We start from the raw sequence: 24,283 nt of genomic DNA, 5'->3' as shown, positions 1-24,283 counted from the left end.
TTGGCGATTTCCGGACTTTTCTGTGTGGATATTGTTTTTGATCAAAAGGCCTGGCCTTTTGCCGCCAGTGCGGAAGTGACGCGGGGGAGGGTGAAGCGCCATCCCGTGCAGGGCACGAGATGGAGGCCGCCGGTTCAGACCTTGCGGACGAACTCGGACTTGAGTTTCATCGGGCCGATACCGTCGATCTTGCAGTCGATATCATGGTCGCCATCGCACAGGCGGATGTTCTTGACCTTGGTGCCGACCTTGACCACCAGTGATGTGCCTTTGACCTTGAGGTCCTTGATCACGGTGATGGTGTCGCCGTCCTGCAGGACATTGCCCACAGAGTCTTTCTTTACGGATTCATCGCTGGCAGCCTCGGCTTCGCCACCGACGGTCCACTCATGGGCGCATTCCGGGCAAATCAGCTGGGCGCCGTCTTCGTAGGTGTATTCGGAATTGCATTTCGGGCAGGGTGGCAACGTGCTCACTAAAGCTCCTTTGGTTTCAGGATGGCTAAAAAGCGCACATTATATAGGGTTTTAGCCGGGCAGGGTGCAGCAACGCCAGAGAACGCTGTGGGAGCTGGCTTGCCTGCGATTGCATCACCGCGGTGTGACAGACAAACCGAGGTGCCTGCATCGCAGGCAAGCCAGCTCCCACATGAAGCAGAGCAGAATCAGTGAGTGCGGGCGACCGCGAACTCACTCAGCTCAACCAGGGCGTCCCGGTATTCGCTGGCTGGAAGGGCTTCCAGGCATTGGATGGCACGAGCGACGTAGTCACGGGCCAGTTGCGCGGTGTATTCGAGGGAGCCCGAAGCTTCCACGGCTTCGCGGATGCTTTCCAGGTCTTCGATCCCGCCTTTCTGGATCGCCTTGCGCACCAGGGCGGCCTGTTCCGGCGTACCTTCGCGCATGGTGTAGATCAGCGGCAAGGTCGGCTTGCCCTCGGCCAGGTCGTCACCGACGTTCTTGCCCAGGGTTTCGGCGTCGCCGCGGTAATCCAGCAGGTCGTCTACCAGTTGGAAGGCTACGCCCAAGTGATCGCCGAAGGTGCGCAGGGCTTCGCTCTGCTCGGGCGTCGCTTCGCACAGGGCCGCGGCGCTGTGGGTCGAGGCTTCGAAGAGCATCGCGGTTTTGCCGCGAATCACTTCCATGTAGGTCTCTTCGGTGGTGCTGGCGTCGCGAACCTTCGACAGTTGCAACACTTCGCCTTCGGCGATGATGCGCGTGGCCTGTGAAAGAATCTTCATCACCGGCATCGAGCCCAGCTCGACCATCATTTCGAACGAGCGCGAGTACAGGAAGTCGCCCACGAGTACGCTCGGCGCGTTGCCCCACATCGCGTTGGCCGTCTCGCGACCACGGCGCATGCCGGACATGTCGACCACGTCGTCATGCAGCAGGGTGGCGGTGTGCAGGAACTCGATGGTCGCGGCCAGCAGGCGCAGATCATCGCCTTCACGGCCCAGGGCCTTGCCACACAGCAACACTAATAAAGGACGCAGGCGTTTACCGCCGGCCGACGTAATGTAGTCGCCAATTTTGGAGACCAGCGGCACTTTAGAAGTCAGCTGCTTCTTGATGATGCCGTCGACGGCGCTAAAATCGTCCGCCACCGCGCGGTAGAAAGCTTGGGGTTGCATCAGCGACAGTCGCTCCAGAAGGGTTGCGCGGCATGCTAGGACCCGCGTCCCCTAGTGTCAAGGCGCGATAGACGGCCACTTGCAACACCTCCATAGCTTGCGTACAATCGCGCACCCTGAACTTCCTGGGCAGCACCTGCCTTACGCAATTGCATTCGGGACGTCCATCCCATGCAGCCATGCCAGCCAATACCTCTTCTTATAAAGCGCTGGGTGAGCAGGATTATCGGAGAAATACCATGTCGTACGCAGTAATTGTTACTGGTGGCAAGCAATACAAGGTCGCCCCAGGTGAATACCTGAAGATCGAGAAGCTGGAAATCGCTACTGGCGAATCCGTCACTTTTGATCGCGTTCTGTTGGTCGCCAATGGCGATGACGTGAACATCGGCGCTCCAGTTGTTGCAGGCGCTACCGTTGTGGCTGAAGTGATCTCCCAAGGTCGTCACGATAAAGTCCGCATCATCAAGTTCCGTCGTCGTAAGCACCACATGAAGCGTATGGGCCACCGCCAGTGGTACACCGAGATCAAAATCACCGGTATTCAGGCTTAATTTCAGCCTAATTCCTCACTAGGAGAATTGACTCATGGCACACAAAAAAGCTGGTGGTAGTACCCGTAACGGTCGCGACTCAGAAGCCAAACGCCTTGGCGTGAAGATGTATGGCGGCCAGGTTATCATTCCGGGCAACATCATCGTGCGTCAGCGCGGCACCCAATTCCACGCCGGTTACGGTGTTGGCATGGGTAAAGATCACACTCTGTTCGCTAAAATCGACGGCGTGATCAAGTTTGAAGTAAAAGGCGCTTTCAACCGCCGTTACGTGAGCATTGTCCCGAAGACTGAAGTCGTCGCGGCATAATTACGTAGTTGCTGGAAAAGCCCTGTCTCGCGACGGGGCTTTTTCGTTTGTGGGGTGAGTCTCTTGCAAAGCTGTTTGTGATGGGCGAAAGCAGTGGATTTGCGGTCGTTGCTTGAGGTCGCTGCGCTCATTTTTGCAAGAGTCTTATGTCTTGGTTTCTTAAGCTCGTCCGTGTGGCGAGAGGCGTTTTGTTATGAAGTTTGTTGATGAAGTTTCGATCCGAGTAAAAGCTGGCGACGGCGGTAACGGTTGCATGAGTTTCCGTCGGGAAAAATTCATCGAAAACGGTGGTCCTAACGGTGGTGATGGTGGTGATGGCGGTTCGGTCTACATGATCGCCGACGAAAACCTCAACACCCTGGTGGACTACCGTTACACCCGGCACTTTGATGCCGAGCGTGGCTCCAACGGCGGCAGCACCGACTGCACCGGTAAAAAAGGCGAAGAGCTGGTACTGCGGGTTCCGGTCGGCACCACCGTGATCGACTCCGCAACCCAGGAAGTCATCGGCGACCTGACCAAAGCCGGTCAGCGCCTGCTGGTGGCTCATGGCGGCTGGCACGGCCTGGGCAACACCCGTTTCAAATCCAGTACCAACCGTGCACCACGCCAGACTACGCCGGGCAAGCCTGGCGAACAGCGTGACCTCAAGCTGGAAATGAAGGTACTGGCAGATGTGGGCCTGCTGGGCTTGCCGAACGCCGGCAAAAGTACATTCATTCGCTCGGTGTCTGCTGCCAAGCCGAAAGTCGCCGATTACCCGTTCACCACCTTGGTGCCAAACCTGGGTGTGGTCAGTGTCGATCGCTGGAAGAGCTTCGTGGTGGCGGACATTCCGGGCCTGATCGAAGGTGCTTCCGACGGCGCGGGTCTGGGGATTCGTTTCCTCAAGCACTTGTCCCGTACCCGTTTGCTGCTGCACCTCGTCGACATGGCGCCGTTGGATGACACCAGTGCGCCGGACGCCGCTGAAGTGATTGTCAGCGAGCTGACCAAGTTCAGCCCGTCTCTGGCAGAGCGTGATCGTTGGTTGGTGCTGAATAAGTGCGACCAGATCCTCGAGGAAGAGCACGAAGAGCGCGTCAAGGAAATCGTTGATCGCCTGGAATGGACGGGGCCTGTGTACGTGATCTCGGCCATTGCCAAAGAAGGCACTGAGCGCCTGACTCGCGACATCATGCGTTACCTCGAAGACCGTGCCGACCGCCTGGCTGCCGACCCTGTCTACAAGGCAGAGCTGGCCGAGCTGGATCAGCGCATCGAAGACGAAGCTCGTGCCCAGTTGCAGGCGCTGGATGACCAGCGTGCCCTGCGTCGCAGTGGCGTCAAGTCGGTCCATGACATCGGTGACGACGATTGGGACGAAGAAGACGTGGATGATGAAGATGGTCCGGAAATCATTTACGTGCGCGACTGATTCGTTGCAGTAAACTTAAGCGCCGCTCAATCGAGCGGCGTTTTGGTATCTGGAAATCGGTAGTCACGAATAACGTTATGGGCGGCGCTGGGTCGCGCGGCCCTCTATCTAAGGTTGAAGATGATGCGGAGCAAGGTGACAGGTGCGCAGCGTTGGGTCGTTAAGATCGGTAGCGCGCTGCTGACGGCGGATGGCAAGGGGCTGGATCGTGCGGCCATGAGCGTCTGGGTGGACCAGATGGTGGCCTTGCATGAGGCTGGCGTCGAGTTGGTGCTGGTGTCGTCCGGGGCGGTTGCCGCCGGTATGAGCCGCCTTGGCTGGACCGCGCGACCCAGCGCGATGCACGAGTTGCAAGCCGCTGCCGCCATTGGTCAGATGGGCCTGGTGCAGGCCTGGGAGTCCAGCTTTGCCGAGCACGGTCGCCATACGGCGCAGATTCTGCTGACCCATGACGACTTGTCCGACCGCAAGCGCTACCTGAATGCTCGTAGTACGCTGCGCGCCTTGGTTGAACTCAAAGTGATCCCGGTGATCAACGAGAATGACACCGTGGTGACTGACGAGATTCGCTTTGGCGACAACGACACCCTGGCGGCCCTGGTGGCTAACCTGGTTGAGGCCGATTTGCTGGTGATTCTCACGGATCGCGACGGCATGTTCGACGCTGATCCGCGCAATAACCCTGAGGCGCAGCTGATTTACGAGGCGCGTGCCGATGATCCGGCGCTGGATGCGGTGGCTGGCAGTGTCGGTGGTGCCCTGGGGCGTGGTGGTATGCAGACCAAGCTGCGTGCGGCACGGCTGGCGGCGCGTTCTGGTGCGCATACCATCATCGTTGGCGGTCGGATTGAGCGGGTGCTGGATCGACTCAAGGCGGGCGAGCGCATCGGTACGCTGCTGTCGCCTGAGCGTGGCATGCTGGCGGCGCGCAAGCAGTGGCTGGCAGGGCATCTTCAGACGCGCGGTACCCTGGTGTTGGATGCTGGTGCGGTTTCAGCGTTGTCCCAAGGCAACAAAAGCCTGCTGCCGGTGGGTGTAAAACTGGTCCAGGGCAGCTTCCGCCGTGGCGAGATGGTGGTGTGCGTGGCGCCGGACGGTCGCGAGATTGCCCGTGGCCTGGCCAACTACAGTGCCCTTGAGACGCAGAAAATCATCGGGCAATCGTCTGATGCGATTGTCGGTCTGTTGGGTTACATGGCTGAGCCGGAGCTGGTTCACCGGGATAACCTGATTCTGGTTTAAGTAAAAAGGAATTCTCGATGCGCGTGATGAAGGGGTTGCTCGGTTTACTGCTGGCGATGCCGTTGCTGGCATCGGCCGAAGAGATTGGCCAGGTGTCGACGGTGTTCAAGTTTGTCGGCCCCAATGACCGGATTGTGGTCGAGGCTTTTGATGACCCGAAGGTGGATGGCGTGACGTGCTACCTGTCCCGTGCCAAGACGGGTGGGGTGAAAGGTGGCCTGGGGTTGGCTGAGGATCGCGCTGAGGCGTCGATTGCTTGTCGTCAGGTGGGCGCGATTCACTTCAAGGGTGAGCTGAAGGACGGGGATGAGGTGTTCAAGGAGCGCACGTCTCTGGTGTTCAAGACCATGCAGGTGGTGCGTTTCCTCGACAAGAAGCGCAATACCCTGGTGTATCTGGTCTACAGCGATCGCTTGATCGAAGGCAGTCCGCAGAACGCGGTGACGGCGATTCCGATCTTGCCGTGGCCTACTGCGCAGTAAGTCTCAAGTAGGGCCGGCATGCCGGCTCTTTTTTTGGCTTGCTCAAATTGCAGGCAATAAAAAACCGACCCTGAGGTCGGTTTTTTAACAAGCTTATCGCTTAGGCTGCAGCAGCAAGGTTCAGAGCCTTGATGTGGCCATTCAGACGACCTTTATGGCGAGCAGCTTTGTTCTTGTGGATGATGCCTTTATCGGCCATGCGGTCGATAACTGGCACAGCCAGAACGTAAGCAGCTTGAGCTTTTTCAGCGTCTTTTGCGTCAATGGCTTTAACTACATTCTTGATGTAGGTACGAACCATGGAACGCAGGCTGGCGTTGTGGCTGCGACGCTTCTCAGCCTGTTTTGCACGTTTTTTGGCGGAAGGTGTGTTGGCCACCGTCGAGCTCCTCGAAAGACTTTTTAGGAAATAGCAAACAAAATAGGCCGCGAATCATGCCGATGAGTTGAAGTCTTGTCAAGGGCGTGTGATGCGAACTGCTGAGTGGTCGATCTTAAGAGGCGGGTGATTTATTTCCGGCGCTTGACCTGTAAACTCGCGAGCTTTGGCTCTGTGCTTGTTGCAGGCGCGGAGTATCGCATATGTGGGCCGTTTGTTCGCCTGCTCTTTATCTATAGGCAAAAACTCTTTCAATGAACCTGCTCAAATCGTTGGCCGCTGTCAGCTCTATCACCATGATTTCCCGGGTCCTGGGGTTTGTGCGTGACACGCTGCTGGCACGCATTTTTGGCGCCAGCATGGCCACGGATGCCTTCTTTATTGCCTTTAAACTGCCCAATCTGCTGCGGCGGATCTTCGCCGAGGGGGCTTTTTCTCAGGCCTTCGTGCCGATTCTGGCGGAATACAAGGCGCAGCAAGGGGAGGAGGCAACCCGCACCTTTATTGCCTATGTTTCGGGTTTGCTGACGTTGGTGCTGACGTTGGTGACCATCGCCGGGATGCTTGCCGCGCCCTGGGTGATCTGGGCCACGGCCCCCGGTTTTGCCAATACACCGGAAAAATTCGCCCTGACCACTGACCTGTTGAGGGTGACCTTTCCTTATATATTGCTGATTTCCCTGTCGTCCCTGGCCGGGGCGATCCTCAATACCTGGAACCGTTTTTCGGTGCCGGCCTTCGTGCCGACCCTGCTTAACGTCAGCATGATTATTTTCGCGCTGTTCCTGACGCCGTATTTCGATCCGCCCGTGATGGCCCTGGGTTGGGCGGTCCTGGCCGGTGGCCTGGCGCAACTGCTGTACCAGCTGCCGCACCTGAAGAAGATCGGCATGCTCGTGCTGCCGCGCCTGAACCTTAAAGACACCGGGGTCTGGCGGGTGATGCGCAACATGCTGCCGGCAATCCTGGGGGTTTCCGTCAGCCAGATCTCGCTGATCATCAATACCGCCTTTGCCTCGTTGCTGGTCTCGGGCTCCGTATCGTGGATGTACTACGCCGACCGTCTGATGGAGCTGCCGTCCGGCGTACTGGGCGTGGCGCTCGGCACCATCCTGCTGCCAACGCTGTCCCGCACCTATGCCAGCAAAGACCGCCACGAGTACTCGCGGATTCTCGACTGGGGCCTGCGCCTGTGCTTCGTGCTGGTGCTGCCGTGCGCCGTGGCCTTGGGGTTGCTCGCTGAGCCGCTGACGGTTGCGCTGTTCCAGTACGGTCAGTTCACCGCGTTTGACGCCTCGATGACGCAGCGTGCGCTGATCGCCTATTCCGTCGGCCTGCTGGGCATTATCGTGATCAAGGTGCTGGCCCCCGGCTTTTATGCTCAACAAAACATTCGTACGCCGGTAAAGATCGCGATCTTCACCCTGGTGGTTACACAGCTGCTCAACCTGGCGTTTATCGGTCCGCTGAAGCATGCGGGGCTGGCGCTGGCAATCAGTGTGGGTGCCTGCATTAATGCCGGGCTGCTGTTTTATCAGCTACGCAAACAGAAAATGTTCCAGCCTCAGGCAGGCTGGGGTTCGTTTGGGCTCAAGTTGGTGGTGGCGGTGGGCACGATGGCCGCAGTGCTACTGGGGCTGATGCACTTCATGCCTGCCTGGGATCAGGGCCATATGCTGGAGCGCTTCATGCGCCTCGGTGCATTGGTGGTCGCTGGCGTGGTGGTGTACTTCGGCATGTTGCTGCTGATGGGCTTCCGTTTACGGGATTTCAATCGCAAGTCGCTGAGCTAGAGACTTTTCGTCGATAAGGCGGTTGTTTTATCGATTCGCGCAAATGGCCTGCGCTGTTGCCTGTCGTCCGGGGCCGGGTGTGGTTATAATCGACCACTTTATGAGCAAGAAGCGCGTTATGCAGCTGGTTCGAGGTCTCCACAACCTGCGCCCCCAGCATCGGGGCTGCGTCGCCACTATTGGCAACTTTGACGGTGTTCACCGTGGCCACCAGGCTATCCTGGCCCGTCTGCGTGAGCGTGCGGTTGAGTTGGGCGTGCCCAGCTGCGTGGTGATTTTTGAACCACAGCCCCGTGAATTCTTTACCCCGGAGACGGCGCCGGCGCGTCTGGCCCGACTTCGGGACAAGCTGCAATTGCTGGCTGAAGAAGGCGTGGACCGTGTCCTCTGCCTGGCTTTCAACCAGCGCTTGCGCAGCCTCAGCGCCGCCGAGTTCGTCGACCGTATCCTGGTGGATGGTCTGGGCGTGCAGCACCTGGAGGTCGGCGATGACTTCCGTTTCGGTTGCGACCGGGTAGGGGATTTCGATTTCCTGCAACAGGCCGGCGTTACCCAGGGTTTTACCGTCGAAGCCGCGCAAACCGTCGAACTGGACGGCCTGCGCGTGAGCAGTACCCAGGTGCGTAACGCCCTGGCCGCTGCCGACTTCGCCTTGGCCGAGCGTTTGCTCGGTCGCCCGTTCCGGATTGCCGGGCGGGTCCTGCACGGCCAGAAGCTGGCGCGCCAACTGGGCACGCCAACCGCCAACGTGCAGCTCAAGCGCCGTCGTGTGCCACTGACCGGGGTTTACCTGGTGAGTGTCGACATCGACGGCCAATCGTGGCCCGGAGTCGCCAATATAGGCGTCAGGCCCACGGTTGCAGGTGATGGCAAAGCCCACCTGGAAGTTCACCTTTTGGATTTTGCCGGTGATTTGTATGACCGGCGTTTGACGGTGGCTTTCCACCAAAAGCTGCGTGAAGAGCAGCGTTTCGCCTCCCTGGAGGCGTTGAAAACGGCGATCAATGCGGATGTCGCCGCCGCCCGTGCACTAGCCGCACCTAGCGCCCATCGCTAATGAAGAGCCTTAAATGACCGACTATAAAGCCACGCTAAACCTTCCGGACACCGCCTTCCCAATGAAGGCCGGCCTGCCACAGCGCGAACCGCAGATCCTGCAGCGCTGGGACAGTATTGGCCTGTACGGAAAGTTGCGCGAGATTGGCAAGGATCGTCCGAAATTCGTCCTGCACGACGGCCCTCCTTATGCCAACGGTACGATTCATATCGGTCATGCGCTGAACAAGATTCTCAAGGACATGATCGTTCGCTCGAAAACCCTTTCGGGCTTCGACGCGCCTTATGTCCCGGGCTGGGACTGCCACGGCCTGCCGATCGAACACAAAGTCGAAGTGACCTACGGCAAGAACCTGGGCGCGGACAAAACCCGCGAACTGTGCCGTGCCTACGCCACCGAGCAGATCGAAGGGCAGAAGTCCGAATTCATCCGCCTGGGTGTATTGGGCGACTGGGCCAACCCGTACAAGACCATGGACTTCAAGAACGAGGCCGGTGAAATCCGCGCCTTGGCCGAGATCGTCAAGGGCGGTTTCGTGTTCAAGGGCCTCAAGCCCGTGAACTGGTGCTTCGATTGCGGCTCGGCCCTGGCTGAAGCAGAAGTCGAGTACGAAGACAAAAAGTCCTCGACCATCGACGTCGCCTTCCCGATCGCCGACGAAGCCAAACTGGCTGAAGCCTTCGGCCTGGCGAGCCTGGCCAAGCCAGCCTCCATCGTGATCTGGACCACCACCCCGTGGACCATCCCGGCCAACCAGGCGCTGAACGTGCACCCGGAATTCACCTACGCCCTGGTGGACGTCGGTGACAAGCTGCTGGTGCTGGCTGAAGAGCTGGTCGAGTCGTGCCTTGCCCGCTACAACCTGCAAGGCTCGGTAATCGCGACCACCACCGGCTCCGCGCTGGAACTGATCAACTTCCGTCACCCGTTCTACGACCGTCTGTCGCCAATCTACCTGGCCGAGTACGTTGAACTGGGCGCTGGCACCGGCGTGGTTCACTGCTCGCCTGCCTATGGCGTAGACGACTTCGTGATCTGCAAGCAGTACGGCCTGGTCAACGACGACATCATCAATCCAGTGCAAAGCAACGGCGTCTACTCGCCGTCCCTGGAATTCTTCGGTGGCCAGTTCATCTTCAAGGCCAACCCGGCGATCGTCGACAAGCTGGCTGAAGTCGGTGCGCTGCTGCACACCGAAACCATCACCCACAGCTACATGCACTGCTGGCGTCACAAAACCCCGCTGATCTACCGCGCCACCGCGCAGTGGTTTATCGGTATGGACAAAGAGCCGACCAGCGGCGAAACCCTGCGCAAGCGTGCGATCAAGGCGATCGAAGACACCAAGTTCGTTCCGGCCTGGGGTCAGGCGCGCCTGCACTCGATGATCGCCAACCGTCCGGACTGGTGCATCTCCCGCCAGCGTAACTGGGGCGTGCCGATCCCGTTCTTCCTGAGCAAGGAAAGCGGCGAGCTGCATCCACGTACCGTCGAGCTGATGGAAGTGGTGGCCCAGCGTGTTGAACAAGAAGGCATCGAAGCCTGGTTCAAGCTGGACGCCGCCGAGCTGCTGGGCGACGAAGCGCCGCTGTACGACAAGATCAGCGACACCCTCGACGTGTGGTTCGACTCCGGTACCACCCACTGGCACGTATTGCGCGGTTCACACCCGATGGGTCACGAGACCGGCCCGCGTGCCGATCTGTACCTGGAAGGTTCCGACCAACACCGTGGCTGGTTCCACTCCTCGTTGCTGACCGGCTGCGCGATCGACGATCACGCCCCGTACCGCGAGCTGCTGACCCACGGTTTCACCGTCGACGAGAACGGTCGCAAGATGTCCAAGTCCTTGGGCAACGTGATCGCGCCGCAAAAGGTCAACGACACCTTGGGCGCCGACATCATGCGCCTGTGGGTTGCCTCTACCGATTATTCGGGCGAGATGGCCGTGTCCGAGCAGATCCTGCAGCGCAGCGCCGATGCCTACCGCCGGATCCGTAATACCGCACGTTTCATGCTCTCGAACCTGACCGGTTTCAACCCGGCCACCGACATCCTGCCGGCCGAGGAAATGCTCGCCCTGGACCGTTGGGCCGTGGACCGTACCCTGTTGCTGCAGCGCGAGCTGCAAGAGCACTACGGCGAATACCGCTTCTGGAACGTCTACTCGAAGATCCACAACTTCTGCGTGCAGGAGCTGGGTGGTTTCTACCTCGACATCATCAAGGACCGCCAGTACACCACTGGCGCCAACAGCAAGGCACGCCGTTCGGCGCAAACCGCGCTGTACCACATCTCTGAGGCGCTGGTGCGCTGGATCGCGCCGATCCTGGCGTTCACCGCCGATGAGCTGTGGGAATACCTGCCGGGCGAGCGTAACGAGTCCGTGATGCTCAACACCTGGTACGAAGGCCTGACCGAATTGCCGGCTGACTTCGAACTGGGCCGCGAGTACTGGGAAGGCGTGATGGCCGTCAAGGTTGCCGTGAACAAGGAGCTGGAAGTGCAGCGCGCGGCGAAGGCCGTAGGCGGCAACCTGCAGGCCGAAGTCACGCTGTTTGCCGAGGAAGGCCTGACCGCCGACCTGGCCAAGTTGAGCAACGAACTGCGCTTCGTCTTGATCACGTCCACCGCCAGCTTGGCACCGTTTACTCAGGCTCCGGCGGACGCCGTGGCGACTGAAGTCCCGGGCCTCAAGCTTAAAGTGGTCAAGTCGTCCTTCGCCAAGTGCGCCCGTTGCTGGCACTGCCGTGAAGATGTCGGCGTGAACCCTGAGCATCCGGAAATCTGCGGTCGTTGCGTCGACAACATCTCTGGCGCTGGCGAGGTTCGTCACTATGCCTGAAGCCAGTCGTTTTGGACGCCTGGGCTTGCTTGTGTTGAGCGTGCTGGTGCTGGTCATTGACCAGCTCAGCAAGGCTCACTTCGAGGGCGCCCTGGAGATGTACCAGCAGATCGTGGTGATTCCTGACTACTTCAGCTGGACCCTGGCCTACAACACCGGCGCTGCGTTCAGCTTCCTGGCTGACAGCTCCGGATGGCAGCGCTGGCTGTTTGCCCTGATCGCCGTAGTGGTCAGTGCCGTGCTGGTGGTCTGGCTCAAGCGCCTGGGGCGCAACGACACTTGGCTGGCCGTCGCTTTGGCGCTAGTGCTGGGTGGCGCATTGGGCAACTTGTACGACCGTATTGCGCTGGGCCATGTGATCGACTTTATTCTGGTGCATTGGCAGAACCGCTGGTACTTCCCGGCGTTCAACTTTGCCGACAGCGCCATCACCGTCGGTGCAATCATGCTGGCGTTGGATATGTTCAAAAGTAAGAAAACCGGAGAGACCGTTCATGACTGAACAGGTATTGGCTGAGCAACGCATCGGCCAGAACACGGAAGTCACTTTGCATTTCGCATTGCGCCTGGAGAATGGCGACACGGTCGACAGCACCTTCGACAAGGCCCCGGCGACCTTCAAGGTCGGCGACGGCAACCTGCTGCCGGGTTTCGAAGCGGCACTGTTCGGTTTCAAGGCCGGCGACAAGCGCAACCTGCAGATCCTGCCGGAAAACGCCTTTGGCCAGCCCAACCCGCAAAACGTGCAGATCATCCCGCGTTCGCAGTTCCAGGACATGGAGCTGTCGGAAGGCTTGCTGGTGATCTTCAACGATGCGGCGAATACCGAACTGCCGGGTGTGGTGAAGGCCTTTGATGACGCGCAAGTGACCATCGATTTCAACCACCCGTTGGCCGGGAAAACCTTGACCTTTGATGTCGAAATCATCGACGTTAAAGCGCTGTAACTAACGAAATCGGCCTACTGTAGGCGCGAGCTTGTTGTGGCGAGGGAGCATGCTCCCTCGCCACACAAGTTCTCTCCTACAGGGCAAGACACGAGGCACAGCATGCAAATCAAACTCGCCAACCCCCGTGGCTTCTGCGCCGGCGTGGACCGGGCGATTGAAATCGTCAACCGCGCCCTGGAAGTCTTCGGTCCGCCGATTTACGTGCGCCATGAAGTCGTCCACAACAAGTTCGTGGTCGAAGACCTGCGCAGTCGCGGTGCCATCTTCGTTGAAGAGCTGGACCAGGTGCCGGACGACGTTATCGTCATTTTCAGCGCCCACGGTGTTTCTCAGGCTGTACGCACCGAAGCTGCTGGCCGTGGCCTGAAGGTATTCGATGCTACCTGCCCGCTGGTGACCAAGGTGCATATCGAGGTCGCGCGCTACAGCCGTGATGGTCGTGAATGCATTCTGATAGGCCACGCCGGTCACCCGGAAGTCGAAGGCACCATGGGTCAGTACGACGCCAGCAATGGCGGCGCGATCTACCTGGTGGAAGACGAAAAAGACGTCGCCGCGTTGCAGGTGCACAACCCTGAGAAGCTGGCCTTCGTTACCCAGACCACCTTGTCGATGGATGACACCAGCCGTGTCATCGATGCGTTGCGTACGCGCTTCCCCGCGATTGGCGGGCCGCGCAAGGACGACATCTGCTACGCCACGCAAAACCGCCAGGATGCGGTCAAGCAATTGGCCGACGAGTGCGACGTGGTGCTGGTGGTGGGCAGCCCAAACAGCTCCAACTCCAACCGTCTGCGGGAACTGGCCGAGCGCATGGCCACCCCGGCTTACCTGATCGATGGTGCCGAAGACATGCAGCGCGGCTGGTTCGATGGCGTCGAGCGCATCGGCATCACGGCGGGTGCCTCGGCCCCGGAAGTGCTGGTGCGTGGCGTTATTCAGCAACTGCAGGCCTGGGGCGCCACGGGCGCTGATGAACTGGCGGGCCGTGAAGAAAACATCACTTTCTCCATGCCCAAGGAGCTGCGGGTTCGTTCGCTGCTCTGAGTCCCAAGGTGCCAGCGTATCCCCGGCACAGCGCCTGCTCGGTTTTGTTACTGCGCAGGCTGATGCGCCCGCTGGCCGCCAGCACTATTTGATACAGGCTCAGTTGCTGGTCCGTCGCACACACGTGAACGGTGCCGGCGCTGAAAGCCCCTGCGGAGAGCAATGGTTCACCCAGGCCGCTGAAGCGTATCTGGGTTCTCACCGGCGTATTTCCCACAATCGGTATCTGGCCATTGTCCTGGCGCTCCAGCAGCACCGGGTTCTGATCGTCCAGATGGCCGCGACCGTTCAGGTCCAGTATTACCCTCCATCCCCGGCTCCAATCATCATCCAGCGCATGGATAACCACCGTGCGATTGCGCGCGATGGCTTCCGTACGGGCGTAACGCACCCCTCCGGCGAGGGATTCGGCGGCGTTCTGTCGTCGTTGCGACTCAAGCAACCCCTTGAGGCTCGGCACTGCCAGATTGGCCAGGATGCCGCTCAGGAACAGGCCCAGAATTAGCTCAATCAGCGAGAAACCTCGTTGTGTCATATGCCGTCCCTCCGTGGACGCGGTGTGCTTTTTTCAGTCAGTGCCGGATGGCAGACATAGTTATAGCGCCCAGGCTGGGGCGTTGAATGATGGCCATCCTGTCCAAAGTATTTCCCATTGTTCCGGGGTGCAGCGCTCAGACGAGACCGGCGCTAGTCTTGCCTCGCACCGCAGATTTTCCGCTGCCTTTGATGACCTTCGACACGGATGACGATGGTAATGAACGCTTGCTCCGTAACACCTCGCCACCAACCGACCCAGGCCGGGATGACCCTTATCGAGGTCCTGGTATCTGTGCTGATCCTTGCCGTCGGCCTGCTGGGGGCTGCGGTGATTCAGCTCAATGCGCTGAAATACACCGACAGTTCCAGGATGACCAGCCAGGCCAGTTTCATCGCGTACGACATGCTCGACCGGATCCGTGCCAACTCGGGCGCTGATTACTCCTGGGGGCAGAGCGAGCGTGCGCCCCCCAGTACTTCTGTCGCGAGTGTCCGTGATCTGGACCTGCACGATTTTGAAGCCAACATCGCAGGATTTGCGGGGGAGAGCGCCAAGGGTTCGGTTGCGGTCAATCAGCGAGAGGTGACCATCAGTATCAGTTGGGACGACTCCCGTGGAGCCAAGGCTCAAGGCGCCCGGGAAACGTTCACCCTGACCAGCCGGGTCGCCGTCGACCCGAGGGGGTTGCCATGACCGGCGCTGCTCGCGGTTTCAGCCTGGTGGAGTTGCTGCTTGCATTGGCTCTCGGCCTGCTGCTGATCATGGGGGTGACCCAGATTGCGCTCAGCTCCCGAACCACTCATGCCAGCCAGCGCGCGGCTTCGTTGTTGCAGGATGATGCACGGTTTGTCCTGGGCAAACTGATTCAGGAAATACGCCAGGCAGGCATGTTTGGTTGCCTGTCCACCGCATCAATCAGCAACGCTCCCGCAGGGTTCGACCGCCCCATCGGTTGGAGCTCTACCGGCAACTCTCGGTCCCTGACACTGGTGACCGCTGACGTCGGAGAGGGCGGCAGCAAGCCTGACTGGACGGTGCTTTCCGATTGCACCGGTTCTGCCCAGGCCTATGGAGGAAGCCCGCCGGCAGCGGCACCCGGGCAGATCCGCTTTCCACTGCGCAAGCTGACTTACACCTTCGAAGGCGGGCAATTGAGGCTCAGCACACTGGCAGCCCCGAGCAAGGCGGTACTGGTGGATAACGTGGGGGCTTTCGATATCAGTTTCGGGGTGGCCGGGAAGGCGGGTTCAACGGTTGTCAGCCGATACGACCCTAGCCCCGGTGACGAGTCGCTTATACGCAGTGTGCGGGTTCTGCTGACGCTTCAAGACCCAAATGGGCTCGTGAAAGACCAGACCTACAGCGTTGTAGCTGCGCTACGTAATCGTCTGGAGTAGCTCGTCCATGGGTTATAACCGCTCTCGTTCGAGGCAGGCAGGCATGGTTTTGCTGATCAGCCTGGTGTTCCTGCTGTTGTTGGCGCTCCTCGGGGTATCTTCGATGCAGGGGGCCATCTCGCAAGAAAAAATGACCGGCAGCGTTCGACAGCGCAATCAGTCGTTTCAGCTGGCCGAAAGCGGCCTCAGGCTTGGAGAGTCCGTGGTGCAGGCGCCTGGTTTTGCCCTGCGTCCTTGCCACTCAACTGTTGCGTGTGCACCCCCTCCCGAGTCGGTTTCGGTAGTGGGACCAGGGACGAACCCCGTGTCGGCTGTCACGTGGGTGGGGATGAAAGATGGCGTTTACGGTATTCAAAACCTGGGGCAGGGGATGGGCTTGGCTCATCTCCCGGCAGAGACCCAAGCCACCCTTTATCGAGTGACGTCGGTGGGAATCAGCGGTCATTCGCGTTCCGTCCTGGAGACGGTGTATGCGCGCGTGGGCAGCGGCGCCGGTGAGCGTTTTCGACGAATCATGTGGCGACAACTTCAATAGGTGAGCAGCACGATGAGCAAGGATTGCACTGGTTTCACCCTGATCGAATTATTGGTCGCCGTGGCGATCATCGGCCTTCTGGTTAGCGTCGCCTATCCCGGCTATACGAGCCATATGAAAAAGGTCTATCGCGCCGAAATTGCCGGGTTGCTGACCGAGCAAGCTCAGCACCTTGAGCGTTATTACTCGAGGAATGGCACTTTTATTGATGCAACTGGCGTCATCGCCGGCAACGATCGCTATAGAATCACTCCTGCATTGAACCCTCAGGATTTCGTTCTGCTTGCCACGCCCGCAGTTGACTCGGTGATGGCGGGCGATCCCTGTGCAGCCTTCAGCCTCACCAGTGCCGGTGCGCGAAGCAATCCGGGCGCCGCGCCTGATATGACGCACAAGGCGTGCTGGGGGCAATGATGAGGAAGCTGGACGATTGGGCGCCGGGCGTGCCTTTTTCTTTTTATCGGCTGGATCGAACAATGGCTAAGCAACAGCAAGTAGTGGTTGTGGGTGGTGGGGTAATCGGCTTGTTGACGGCGTTCAACCTGGCGTCCCAGGGGCAGGTGGTTGTGCTGCTGGATCGCTCCGTGGTCGGGCAGGAGTCTTCCTGGGCTGGCGGCGGTATTGTTTCCCCGCTGTACCCATGGCGCTATAGCCCGGCGGTGACTGCACTGGCGCACTGGTCCCAGGATTTTTACCCGCAACTGGCAGCGCGTCTGTTCGCGGCTACCGGCGTTGACCCGGAAGTCCACACCACTGGCCTGTATTGGCTGGACCTGGAGGATGAGGCCGAGGCGCTTGCCTGGGCAGCCCGCGAAGGGCGCCCGCTGAGCAAGGTGGATGTTTCCGCTGCCCATGACGCGGTACCGGTGCTGGGTGCCGGTTTTTCCCAGGCGATCTATATGGCGGATGTGGCCAATGTGCGTAATCCGCGGTTGGTCAAATCCCTCAAGGCGGCCTTGTTGGCCCTGCCGGGAGTGACGATTCACGAGCAATGCGCGGTTCAAGGGTTTATTCAGGAGGGCGGTAAGGTTGTCGGGGTGACTACGGCGCTCGGGCCGATCCGTGGCGATCAGGTCGTGCTTGCTGCCGGAGCCTGGAGCGGTGAGTTACTGGGTAGCCTTGGGCTGGTATTGCCCGTGGAGCCGGTCAAGGGGCAGATGATTTTGTACAAATGCGCGTCGGACTTCCTGTCGTGCATGGTCCTGGCCAAGGGGCGTTATGCGATTCCCCGGCGAGACGGTCACATCCTGATCGGCAGTACTCTGGAGCATGAGGGGTTCGACAAGACGCCCACCGATTCCGCACTGGAAAGCCTGAAAGCCTCTGCTGTAGATCTGATTCCTGCCCTGGCCGATGCCGAGGTGGTGGGGCATTGGGCCGGCTTGCGGCCCGGGTCGCCGGAAGGCATTCCCTATATTGGCAAGGTGCCAGGGTTTGATGGGCTATGGCTCAACTGCGGGCATTATCGCAACGGCCTGGTGCTGGCGCCGGCGTCCTGCCAATTGTTTGCCGATTTGTTGCTGGAGCGTAAGCCGATCATTGATCCGGCGCCGTACGCGCCAGCAGGCCGGATCAACGCTGGATAGATTTCGGCCCTTGCTCGAGATGCGCCTGGGTGCAATACCATTCCTGGCGCTGGCTCAAGGCGCGATCCTGTGGCAGGTGAAGGCCGCAGTGGGCGCAACGAACCATTTGGATCGGGCCTTGCTCGCTGGGCCGCTGCTGTTTGGCGGCCGGGCTTTTGAATTTGCGCCAAAACCATACCGCGGCAGCAATAACGGCGATCCAGAACAGTAGACGAACCATGGTGGGCAGCTTCTCGACAAGGAATGCGGCAGTTTAGCCAAGGACGTGACAGGCGCACAGCGCAATTTTGCGCAATAAAAAAGGGAGCTCAAGAGCTCCCTTTTTGCATCGCGGTCAACAATCAGTCAAAGACACCGAAAGTCATGTAGCTGAACCACGAGCGGTCTTCGTTGTTGCCCAGGGCTTGAGGCCCTTGCTCTTCGATCACGTCGCCGTTTTCGTCACGAGGCTTGAGGTCCGATGGAATCGAATCCTTGGCGTCCTGGTATTGCTTGATGATGTCCTGGTTGGCGCGGGTTTCGCCCGGCGGCAGCGGTGGACGGGACTCGATCAGGCCCAGGGTGTACTTGCTCAGCCACGAACGGTTGTCCGCTTCGGCAACCTGTGGCACGAACTGGCCATCCTTCAGGCTTGGGTGGTCCGGGTAGTTGAGCTTCAGGGTTTCCAGGCTGGTGGCCGCCAGGGCGTCCAGGTGCAGGCGCTGGTAAGCCTCGGTCATCACGGCCAGGCCGTCACCCACCGATGGGGTTTCCTGGAAGTTTTCCACCACATAGCGGCCACGGTTGGCGGCAGCGACATAGGCCTGACGGGTCAGGTAGTAGTCGGCTACGTGGATCTCATACGAAGCCAGCAGGTTGCGCAGATAGATCATGCGCTGCTTGGCGTCCGGCGCGTAGCGGCTGTTGGGGTAGCGGCTGGTCAGCTGGGCGAACTCGTTATAGGAGTCGCGGGCAGCGCCCGGGTCACGCTTGGTCATGTCCAGCGGCAGGAAGCGTGCCAGCAGGCCAACGTCCTGGTCAAACGAGGTCAGGCCCTTGAGGTAGTAGGCGTAGTCGACGTTCGGGTGCTGAGGGTGCAGGCGGATAAAACGCTCGGCGGCGGACTTGGCAGCTTCCGGCTCGGCGTTCTTGTAGTTGGCGTAGATCAGCTCGAGCTGGGCCTGGTCGGCGTAGCGCCCGAACGGATACCGCGACTCCAGTGCCTTCAGCTTTGCCGTGGCGCTGGTGTAGCTGTGGTTGTTCAGGTCGGTCTGAGCTTGTTGGTACAGCTCGACCTCGCTCAGGTTTTCGTCGACGACTTCCTTTGTTGACGAGCAAGCAGCAGTCATGGCGAGGATGGCGATCAGCAGCAGGTGTTTCACTTGCATGGCGGCTTGCGTCCCTATGACGGCCGCTGTCTTGGGCGGGGCCGTCCTGTTATGATGAGCGCCCCTTGGAAAGCCTCGGGGCAAAAGACGCCGTATTTAACCACAAGCGCGCAGCCGAAACCAAAGGCTGTGCCACGCCTAGTCTGAGCATGTCCGATAAAATTGAACTTCGCGCAGAGGTGCCGTCCGAATTGGGCGGCCAACGCCTCGATCAAGTCGCCGCACAATTATTCGCTGAGCACTCGCGCTCGCGCCTTTCCGCCTGGATCAAAGACGGCCGCCTGACTGTGGATGGAGCGGTTATCCGCCCGCGAGACATAGTCCATGGTGGTGCGATTCTTGAGCTGACTGCCGAGCAGGAAGCCCAGGGAGAATGGATCGCCCAGGACATTGAACTGGACATCGTCTATGAAGACGACGACATCCTGGTGATCAATAAACCCGCAGGCCTAGTGGTTCATCCGGCCGCCGGGCACGCTGATGGCACCCTGCTCAACGCCTTGTTGCACCACGTGCCGGACATCATCAATGTCCCGCGCTGCGGCATCGTGCACCGCTTGGACAAGGACACCACTGGCCTTATGGTGGTGGCCAAGACCATTCAGGCGCAGACGCAGTTGGTCACACAACTGCAGAGCCGCAGCGTCAGCCGGATCTACGAGTGCATCGTGATCGGTGTAGTAACCGCAGGTGGCAAAATCAATGCCCCGATCGGTCGCCACGGCCAGCAGCGCCAGCGCATGGCGGTGATGGAAGGCGGCAAGCAAGCTGTCAGCCACTACCGTGTGCTCGAGCGTTTCCGCTCCCACACCCACGTGCGGGTCAAGCTGGAAACCGGTCGTACCCACCAGATTCGGGTGCACATGGCGCACATCAACTTCCCGTTGGTCGGAGATCCGGCCTACGGTGGCCGCTTCCGTATTCCGCCGGCGGCCAGTGCAACCATGGTTGATTCGCTGAAAACCTTCCCGCGCCAGGCACTGCATGCACGCTTCCTGGAACTGGATCATCCGACGAGCGGTAAGCGGATGAGCTGGGAATCGCCACTTCCAGACGATTTTGTCTGGTTGTTGTCGCTGCTCAAGCAGGATCGTGAGGCGTTTATCGGATGAGTGACTGGCTGATTCCTGACTGGCCCGCGCCGGCCGGGGTGAAAGCCTGCGTCACTACCCGTGCGGGCGGCGTCAGTGTGGCGCCGTTCGACAGCCTCAATCTCGGCGATCATGTCGAGGACAGCGTCGAAGCCGTTCTCGAAAATCGTCGTCGCCTCACCGATGCCTTCAATATCCAGCCGGCCTGGCTGCGTCAGGTTCACGGTGTGGTTGTGGTTGAGGCTGATCCTGGCCGAACTGCTGAAGCCGATGGCAGTTGGACCAGCACCCCAGGCATCGCCTGCACATCAATGACGGCTGATTGCCTGCCTGCCTTGTTTTGCAATCGCGCCGGCACCCGCGTCGCGGCTGCCCATGCCGGTTGGCGTGGCCTGGCTGCGGGTGTCCTGGAAGCCGCCTTTGAAAGCCTGGATGCCGAGCCTTGTGAAGTGCTGGTTTGGCTGGGCCCGGCCATCGGCCCGCAAGCCTTTGAAGTGGGCCCGGAAGTGCGTGAAGCCTTTATACGGCAACTTCCGGAAACGATTGGGGCGTTTGTCCCCAGTCAGAACCCAGGCAAGTTCATGGCCGACATTTACCAATTGGCCCGCCTGCGTCTTGCAGCCCGCGGCGTCACGGCTGTGTACGGTGGCGGCTTCTGCACCGTGACCGATCCCCGTTTCTACTCCTACCGTCGCAACGCGCGCACCGGTCGGTTTGCCTCCCTTATCTGGCTGGAACGCTAGACTCTCCTGACCTGCGTCAACTATCCGTAGCTTGAATCTTCCAGAATCCACCCCATCTATAAGGGTATCTGGCAGGTTTCTTCATTCAGGATGTGTTTGTTCATAGCTCCGGCCTGCTCAAAAGGAAGGTGACTAATGCGTATTGATCGTTTAACCAGCAAATTGCAGTTGGCTTTATCTGACGCCCAATCTCTGGCGGTTGGCCTGGACCATTCAGCCATTGAGCCTGCGCACTTGATGCAAGCGCTCCTGGAGCAGCAAGGCGGTTCCATCAAGCCTTTGCTGATGCAGGTGGGCTTTGACGTCAACAGCCTGCGCAAGGAGTTGAGCAAAGAGCTCGACCAACTGCCGAAAATCCAAAATCCTACTGGCGACGTGAACATGTCCCAGGATTTGGCGCGCCTGTTGAATCAGGCAGACCGCCTGGCCCAGCAGAAGGGTGACCAGTTCATTTCCAGTGAAGTGGTGCTGCTCGCCGCGATGGACGACAACAGCAAGCTCGGCAAATTGTTGCTGGGCCAGGGCGTGAGCAAGAAAGCCCTGGAAAATGCCATCAACAATCTGCGTGGCGGCGAAGCGGTAAATGACCCTAACCACGAGGAGTCTCGCCAAGCGCTGGACAAATACACCGTCGACCTGACCAAGCGCGCCGAAGAGGGCAAGCTCGATCCGGTGATCGGTCGTGACGATGAGATTCGTCGCACCATCCAGGTCCTGCAGCGTCGCACCAAGAACAACCCGGTGCTGATCGGCGAACCTGGCGTTGGTAAAACCGCCATTGCCGAAGGCCTGGCCCAGCGCATCATTAATGGCGAAGTGCCGGATGGCCTTAAAGGCAAGCGCCTGCTGTCCCTGGACATGGGGTCGCTGATTGCCGGTGCCAAGTTCCGTGGCGAGTTCGAAGAGCGCCTGAAATCCCTGCTGAACGAACTGTCGAAGCAGGAAGGGCAGATCATTCTGTTTATCGACGAACTGCATACCATGGTCGGCGCTGGTAAAGGCGAAGGTTCGATGGATGCGGGCAACATGCTTAAGCCAGCACTGGCGCGGGGTGAGTTGCATTGCGTCGGTGCGACCACGCTGAACGAATATCGCCAGTACATCGAGAAGGATGCGGCCCTTGAGCGTCGCTTCCAGAAAGTACTGGTGGAAGAACCGAGCGAAGAAGACACCATCGCCATCCTGCGTGGCCTGAAAGAGCGGTATGAGGTCCACCATAAAGTCGCGATCACCGATGGCGCGATCATTGCGGCGGCGAAATTGAGCCATCGCTACATTACCGACCGTCAGTTGCCGGATAAGGCCATCGACTTGATCGACGAAGCGGCCAGCCGCATTCGGATGGAGATCGATTCGAAGCCCGAAGTGCTGGACCGTCTGGATCGGCGCCTGATTCAGCTGAAAGTTGAGTCCCAGGCCCTGAAGAAAGAAGAGGACGAGCCGGCGAAGAAACGCCTGGAAAAACTCCAGGAAGAAATTGTTCGCCTGGAACGTGAGTATTCGGACCTCGAAGAAATCTGGACCTCGGAAAAGGCCGAGGTGCAGGGTTCTGCGCAGATCCAGCAGAAGATCGAGCAGTCCCGTCAGGAACTGGAAGCCGCCCGTCGTAAAGGCGACCTGAACCGCATGGCCGAGTTGCAGTACGGGGTGATCCCGGACCTGGAGCGCAGCCTGCAGATGGTCGACCAGCACGGCAAGCCTGAGAACCAGTTGCTGCGCAGCAAGGTGACCGAGGAAGAAATCGCCGAAGTCGTCTCGAAGTGGACCGGTATCCCTGTGTCGAAAATGCTCGAGGGCGAGCGCGACAAGCTGTTGAAGATGGAAAGCCTGTTGCACCAGCGCGTCATCGGCCAGGACGAGGCGGTGATTGCGGTGTCCAACGCGGTACGGCGTTCACGGGCCGGGTTGTCCGACCCGAACCGTCCGAGCGGCTCGTTTATGTTCCTCGGCCCTACCGGTGTGGGTAAAACTGAGCTGTGCAAGGCCTTGGCCGAGTTCCTCTTTGATACTGAAGAGGCCATGGTGCGGATCGACATGTCCGAGTTCATGGAGAAACATTCCGTGGCCCGCTTGATCGGGGCGCCACCAGGCTATGTGGGCTACGAAGAGGGTGGTTACCTGACCGAGGCGGTACGGCGTAAGCCTTACTCGGTGATCCTTCTGGACGAGGTCGAAAAGGCCCACCCGGATGTGTTCAACGTGTTGCTGCAAGTGCTGGAAGATGGCCGCCTGACGGACAGTCACGGACGTACCGTGGACTTCCGCAATACGGTGATCGTGATGACCTCCAACCTGGGCTCGGTACAGATCCAGGAACTGGTGGGTGATCGTGAAGCCCAGCGCGCAGCCGTGATGGACGCGCTGACCAGCCACTTCCGGCCGGAGTTCATCAACCGGGTCGATGAAGTGGTGATCTTCGAGCCTCTGGCGCGGGATCAGATCGCGGGCATCACCGAGATCCAGTTGGGCCGCCTGCGCAGCCGTCTGGCGGAGCGCGAGTTGTCTTTGGAGCTGAGCCGCGAGGCGTTGGACAAGCTGATCGCCGTCGGTTACGACCCAGTGTATGGCGCACGGCCGTTGAAGCGTGCGATCCAGCGCTGGATCGAGAACCCGCTGGCACAGCTGATCCTGTCGGGCAGCTTTATGCCGGGCACCAGCGTCGAGGCGACGGTGGAGAACGACGAAATCGTCTTCCACTAAGCTCGAGTGGTACTGCTATAAGAAGAGGCCCCGCATCGCGGGGCCTTTTTTTTCGATAGGGCGTTGAACTGTAAGGCAAAGGCTTGTAAAGTGCGCCCCGCAGCAACGTCAGCCCAACGGTTTCTTCTCCCCAAGGAGAAATCAGAAAGAAGCGCAAATCATTGTCTTAAAAGCAATTTAAAGGGTTGACAGGGGTTTTTAAGATTGTAGAATAGCGCGCCTCAGAGACACTAACGTAGCGATACGGAAGCGTCGAAGAGAAGGTAACAAGCAACAACGTAACACTTTGAAATATGTAGTTCCGTGATAGCTCAGTCGGTAGAGCAAATGACTGTTAATCATTGGGTCCCAGGTTCGAGTCCTGGTCACGGAGCCAATTTCAAAACCGGGGTATAGCGCAGTCCGGTAGCGCGCCTGCTTTGGGAGCAGGATGTCAGGAGTTCGAATCCCCTTACCCCGACCATATTTGGGTCGTTAGCTCAGTTGGTAGAGCAGTTGGCTTTTAACCAATTGGTCGTAGGTTCGAATCCCACACGACCCACCATTTTTGAGACCAGTTAACGCTGGAATCGAATCTTAAGATCAGAGGCCAAAAGCGCTGATCGAAGAAGGCGACT

General features: G+C 59.4%; 25 protein-coding genes and 3 tRNA genes. 22 read left to right on the top strand and 6 right to left on the bottom strand.

The window, feature by feature from the left end; all coding sequences use genetic code 11:
- Positions 1 to 134: 134 nt before the first annotated feature.
- Together JFU58_RS07545 and JFU58_RS07540 are read right to left on the bottom strand one after the other, a co-directional pair.
- Positions 135 to 476, bottom strand: coding sequence for a zinc ribbon domain-containing protein YjdM (locus tag JFU58_RS07545; protein WP_063027018.1), 342 nt, complete (start codon positions 474 to 476; stop codon positions 135 to 137).
- Positions 477 to 664: 188 nt separating this feature from the next.
- Positions 665 to 1,633 (bottom strand): polyprenyl synthetase family protein, encoded by a 969-nt coding sequence (locus tag JFU58_RS07540; protein ID WP_003215860.1) that lies wholly within the window; start codon positions 1,631 to 1,633, stop codon positions 665 to 667.
- Positions 1,634 to 1,872: 239 nt separating this feature from the next.
- Here JFU58_RS07540 and rplU point away from each other — a divergent pair, with 239 nt between their 5' ends.
- The 5 genes from rplU to JFU58_RS07515 all read left to right on the top strand — a co-directional run bounded on the left by rplU (position 1,873) and on the right by JFU58_RS07515 (position 5,638).
- Positions 1,873 to 2,187, top strand: a complete 315-nt coding sequence (gene rplU, locus JFU58_RS07535) for a 50S ribosomal protein L21 (protein WP_003176051.1) — start codon at positions 1,873 to 1,875, stop codon at positions 2,185 to 2,187.
- A gap of 34 nt (positions 2,188 to 2,221) precedes the next feature.
- Positions 2,222 to 2,497: a 50S ribosomal protein L27 gene (gene rpmA, locus JFU58_RS07530; RefSeq protein ID WP_003215862.1), complete on the top strand. Its 276-nt coding sequence runs from the start codon at positions 2,222 to 2,224 to the stop codon at positions 2,495 to 2,497.
- A gap of 193 nt (positions 2,498 to 2,690) precedes the next feature.
- A complete protein-coding gene (gene cgtA / locus JFU58_RS07525; protein WP_003215864.1) occupies positions 2,691 to 3,914 on the top strand; it encodes an Obg family GTPase CgtA in 1,224 nt (407 codons plus the stop codon).
- A gap of 123 nt (positions 3,915 to 4,037) precedes the next feature.
- Entirely contained in the window at positions 4,038 to 5,156 is a 1,119-nt protein-coding gene (gene proB / locus JFU58_RS07520; RefSeq protein WP_201140157.1) for a glutamate 5-kinase, read from the top strand.
- A gap of 17 nt (positions 5,157 to 5,173) precedes the next feature.
- Positions 5,174 to 5,638, top strand: coding sequence for a CreA family protein (locus JFU58_RS07515; RefSeq protein WP_063027020.1), 465 nt, complete (start codon positions 5,174 to 5,176; stop codon positions 5,636 to 5,638).
- A gap of 100 nt (positions 5,639 to 5,738) precedes the next feature.
- Here JFU58_RS07515 and rpsT read toward each other — a convergent pair whose 3' ends face one another.
- Complete coding sequence (gene rpsT, locus JFU58_RS07510; protein WP_003215870.1) at positions 5,739 to 6,017, bottom strand: 30S ribosomal protein S20; 279 nt, start codon at positions 6,015 to 6,017, stop codon at positions 5,739 to 5,741.
- A 254-nt stretch (positions 6,018 to 6,271) separates the two neighbouring features.
- Between rpsT and murJ the strand changes: the two genes are divergently transcribed.
- The 6 genes from murJ (at position 6,272) to ispH (ending at position 13,709) form a co-directional block, all read left to right on the top strand.
- Positions 6,272 to 7,810, top strand: a complete 1,539-nt coding sequence (gene murJ, locus JFU58_RS07505; protein ID WP_063027022.1) for a murein biosynthesis integral membrane protein MurJ — start codon at positions 6,272 to 6,274, stop codon at positions 7,808 to 7,810.
- Positions 7,811 to 7,928: 118 nt separating this feature from the next.
- Positions 7,929 to 8,867 (top strand): bifunctional riboflavin kinase/FAD synthetase, encoded by a 939-nt coding sequence (gene ribF, locus JFU58_RS07500; RefSeq protein WP_076014011.1) that lies wholly within the window; start codon positions 7,929 to 7,931, stop codon positions 8,865 to 8,867.
- Positions 8,868 to 8,880: 13 nt separating this feature from the next.
- A complete protein-coding gene (ileS, locus tag JFU58_RS07495; protein ID WP_201140155.1) occupies positions 8,881 to 11,712 on the top strand; it encodes an isoleucine--tRNA ligase in 2,832 nt (943 codons plus the stop codon).
- Entirely contained in the window at positions 11,705 to 12,214 is a 510-nt protein-coding gene (gene lspA, locus JFU58_RS07490) for a signal peptidase II (protein ID WP_003215877.1), read from the top strand. Before ileS ends, lspA begins: the two co-directional genes overlap by 8 nt.
- Before the next feature lie 7 nt (positions 12,215 to 12,221).
- Positions 12,222 to 12,659, top strand: coding sequence for an FKBP-type peptidyl-prolyl cis-trans isomerase (gene fkpB, locus JFU58_RS07485; RefSeq protein ID WP_003215879.1), 438 nt, complete (start codon positions 12,222 to 12,224; stop codon positions 12,657 to 12,659).
- A 102-nt stretch (positions 12,660 to 12,761) separates the two neighbouring features.
- The gene (ispH, locus tag JFU58_RS07480; protein WP_063027028.1) at positions 12,762 to 13,709 is read left to right on the top strand and encodes a 4-hydroxy-3-methylbut-2-enyl diphosphate reductase; all 948 of its coding nucleotides are present in this window, start codon (positions 12,762 to 12,764) and stop codon (positions 13,707 to 13,709) included.
- On the opposite strand, the gene JFU58_RS07475 is transcribed toward ispH, so the two are convergent.
- Positions 13,663 to 14,244 (bottom strand): GspH/FimT family pseudopilin, encoded by a 582-nt coding sequence (locus JFU58_RS07475; protein ID WP_063027030.1) that lies wholly within the window; start codon positions 14,242 to 14,244, stop codon positions 13,663 to 13,665. The two genes, ispH and JFU58_RS07475, sit on opposite strands and share 47 nt — an antisense overlap.
- A gap of 219 nt (positions 14,245 to 14,463) precedes the next feature.
- On the opposite strand from JFU58_RS07475, the gene pilV reads away from it, so the two are divergent.
- The 5 genes from pilV (at position 14,464) to thiO (ending at position 17,765) form a co-directional block, all read left to right on the top strand.
- Entirely contained in the window at positions 14,464 to 14,940 is a 477-nt protein-coding gene (gene pilV, locus JFU58_RS07470) for a type IV pilus modification protein PilV (RefSeq protein WP_063027032.1), read from the top strand.
- Positions 14,937 to 15,644, top strand: a complete 708-nt coding sequence (locus JFU58_RS07465) for a PilW family protein (protein WP_063027034.1) — start codon at positions 14,937 to 14,939, stop codon at positions 15,642 to 15,644. Before pilV ends, JFU58_RS07465 begins: the two co-directional genes overlap by 4 nt.
- A 7-nt stretch (positions 15,645 to 15,651) precedes the next feature.
- Positions 15,652 to 16,179 carry a pilus assembly PilX family protein gene (locus JFU58_RS07460; RefSeq protein ID WP_093204942.1) on the top strand — a complete coding sequence of 176 codons (528 nt, stop codon included), beginning with the start codon at positions 15,652 to 15,654 and terminating at the stop codon, positions 16,177 to 16,179.
- A 12-nt stretch (positions 16,180 to 16,191) separates the two neighbouring features.
- Positions 16,192 to 16,593: a type IV pilin protein gene (locus JFU58_RS07455; protein ID WP_063027038.1), complete on the top strand. Its 402-nt coding sequence runs from the start codon at positions 16,192 to 16,194 to the stop codon at positions 16,591 to 16,593.
- 62 nt (positions 16,594 to 16,655) lie between these two features.
- Positions 16,656 to 17,765 (top strand): glycine oxidase ThiO, encoded by a 1,110-nt coding sequence (gene thiO / locus JFU58_RS07450; protein WP_201140154.1) that lies wholly within the window; start codon positions 16,656 to 16,658, stop codon positions 17,763 to 17,765.
- Here thiO and JFU58_RS07445 read toward each other — a convergent pair.
- Positions 17,752 to 17,985, bottom strand: coding sequence for a PP0621 family protein (locus tag JFU58_RS07445; protein WP_081253077.1), 234 nt, complete (start codon positions 17,983 to 17,985; stop codon positions 17,752 to 17,754). The two genes, thiO and JFU58_RS07445, sit on opposite strands and share 14 nt — an antisense overlap.
- A 121-nt stretch (positions 17,986 to 18,106) precedes the next feature.
- The gene (locus JFU58_RS07440) at positions 18,107 to 19,132 is read right to left on the bottom strand and encodes an outer membrane protein assembly factor BamD (protein WP_063027044.1); all 1,026 of its coding nucleotides are present in this window, start codon (positions 19,130 to 19,132) and stop codon (positions 18,107 to 18,109) included.
- Between the two features lie 149 nt (positions 19,133 to 19,281).
- On the opposite strand from JFU58_RS07440, the gene rluD reads away from it, so the two are divergent.
- From rluD to JFU58_RS07410, 6 genes are all read left to right on the top strand, one after another.
- Positions 19,282 to 20,244, top strand: coding sequence for a 23S rRNA pseudouridine(1911/1915/1917) synthase RluD (gene rluD, locus JFU58_RS07435; RefSeq protein WP_003215899.1), 963 nt, complete (start codon positions 19,282 to 19,284; stop codon positions 20,242 to 20,244).
- Positions 20,241 to 20,966 (top strand): peptidoglycan editing factor PgeF, encoded by a 726-nt coding sequence (pgeF, locus tag JFU58_RS07430; RefSeq protein WP_063027046.1) that lies wholly within the window; start codon positions 20,241 to 20,243, stop codon positions 20,964 to 20,966. The genes rluD and pgeF overlap by 4 nt, the downstream gene beginning before the upstream one ends.
- Before the next feature lie 135 nt (positions 20,967 to 21,101).
- The gene (gene clpB, locus JFU58_RS07425; protein ID WP_063027048.1) at positions 21,102 to 23,666 is read left to right on the top strand and encodes an ATP-dependent chaperone ClpB; all 2,565 of its coding nucleotides are present in this window, start codon (positions 21,102 to 21,104) and stop codon (positions 23,664 to 23,666) included.
- A 300-nt stretch (positions 23,667 to 23,966) separates the two neighbouring features.
- Positions 23,967 to 24,042: transfer RNA gene (locus tag JFU58_RS07420), tRNA-Asn, on the top strand.
- Between the two features lie 10 nt (positions 24,043 to 24,052).
- Positions 24,053 to 24,129: transfer RNA gene (locus tag JFU58_RS07415), tRNA-Pro, on the top strand.
- Between the two features lie 5 nt (positions 24,130 to 24,134).
- Positions 24,135 to 24,210 (top strand) — tRNA-Lys (locus JFU58_RS07410).
- Positions 24,211 to 24,283 lie beyond the last annotated feature (73 nt).

Source organism: Pseudomonas sp. TH34, from assembly GCF_016650865.1.
Classification (GTDB): Bacteria; Pseudomonadota; Gammaproteobacteria; order Pseudomonadales; family Pseudomonadaceae; genus Aquipseudomonas; species Aquipseudomonas yamanorum.
Note: the sequence above shows the minus strand (reverse complement) of the source record. Positions and strands in the feature narration are given on the sequence as shown.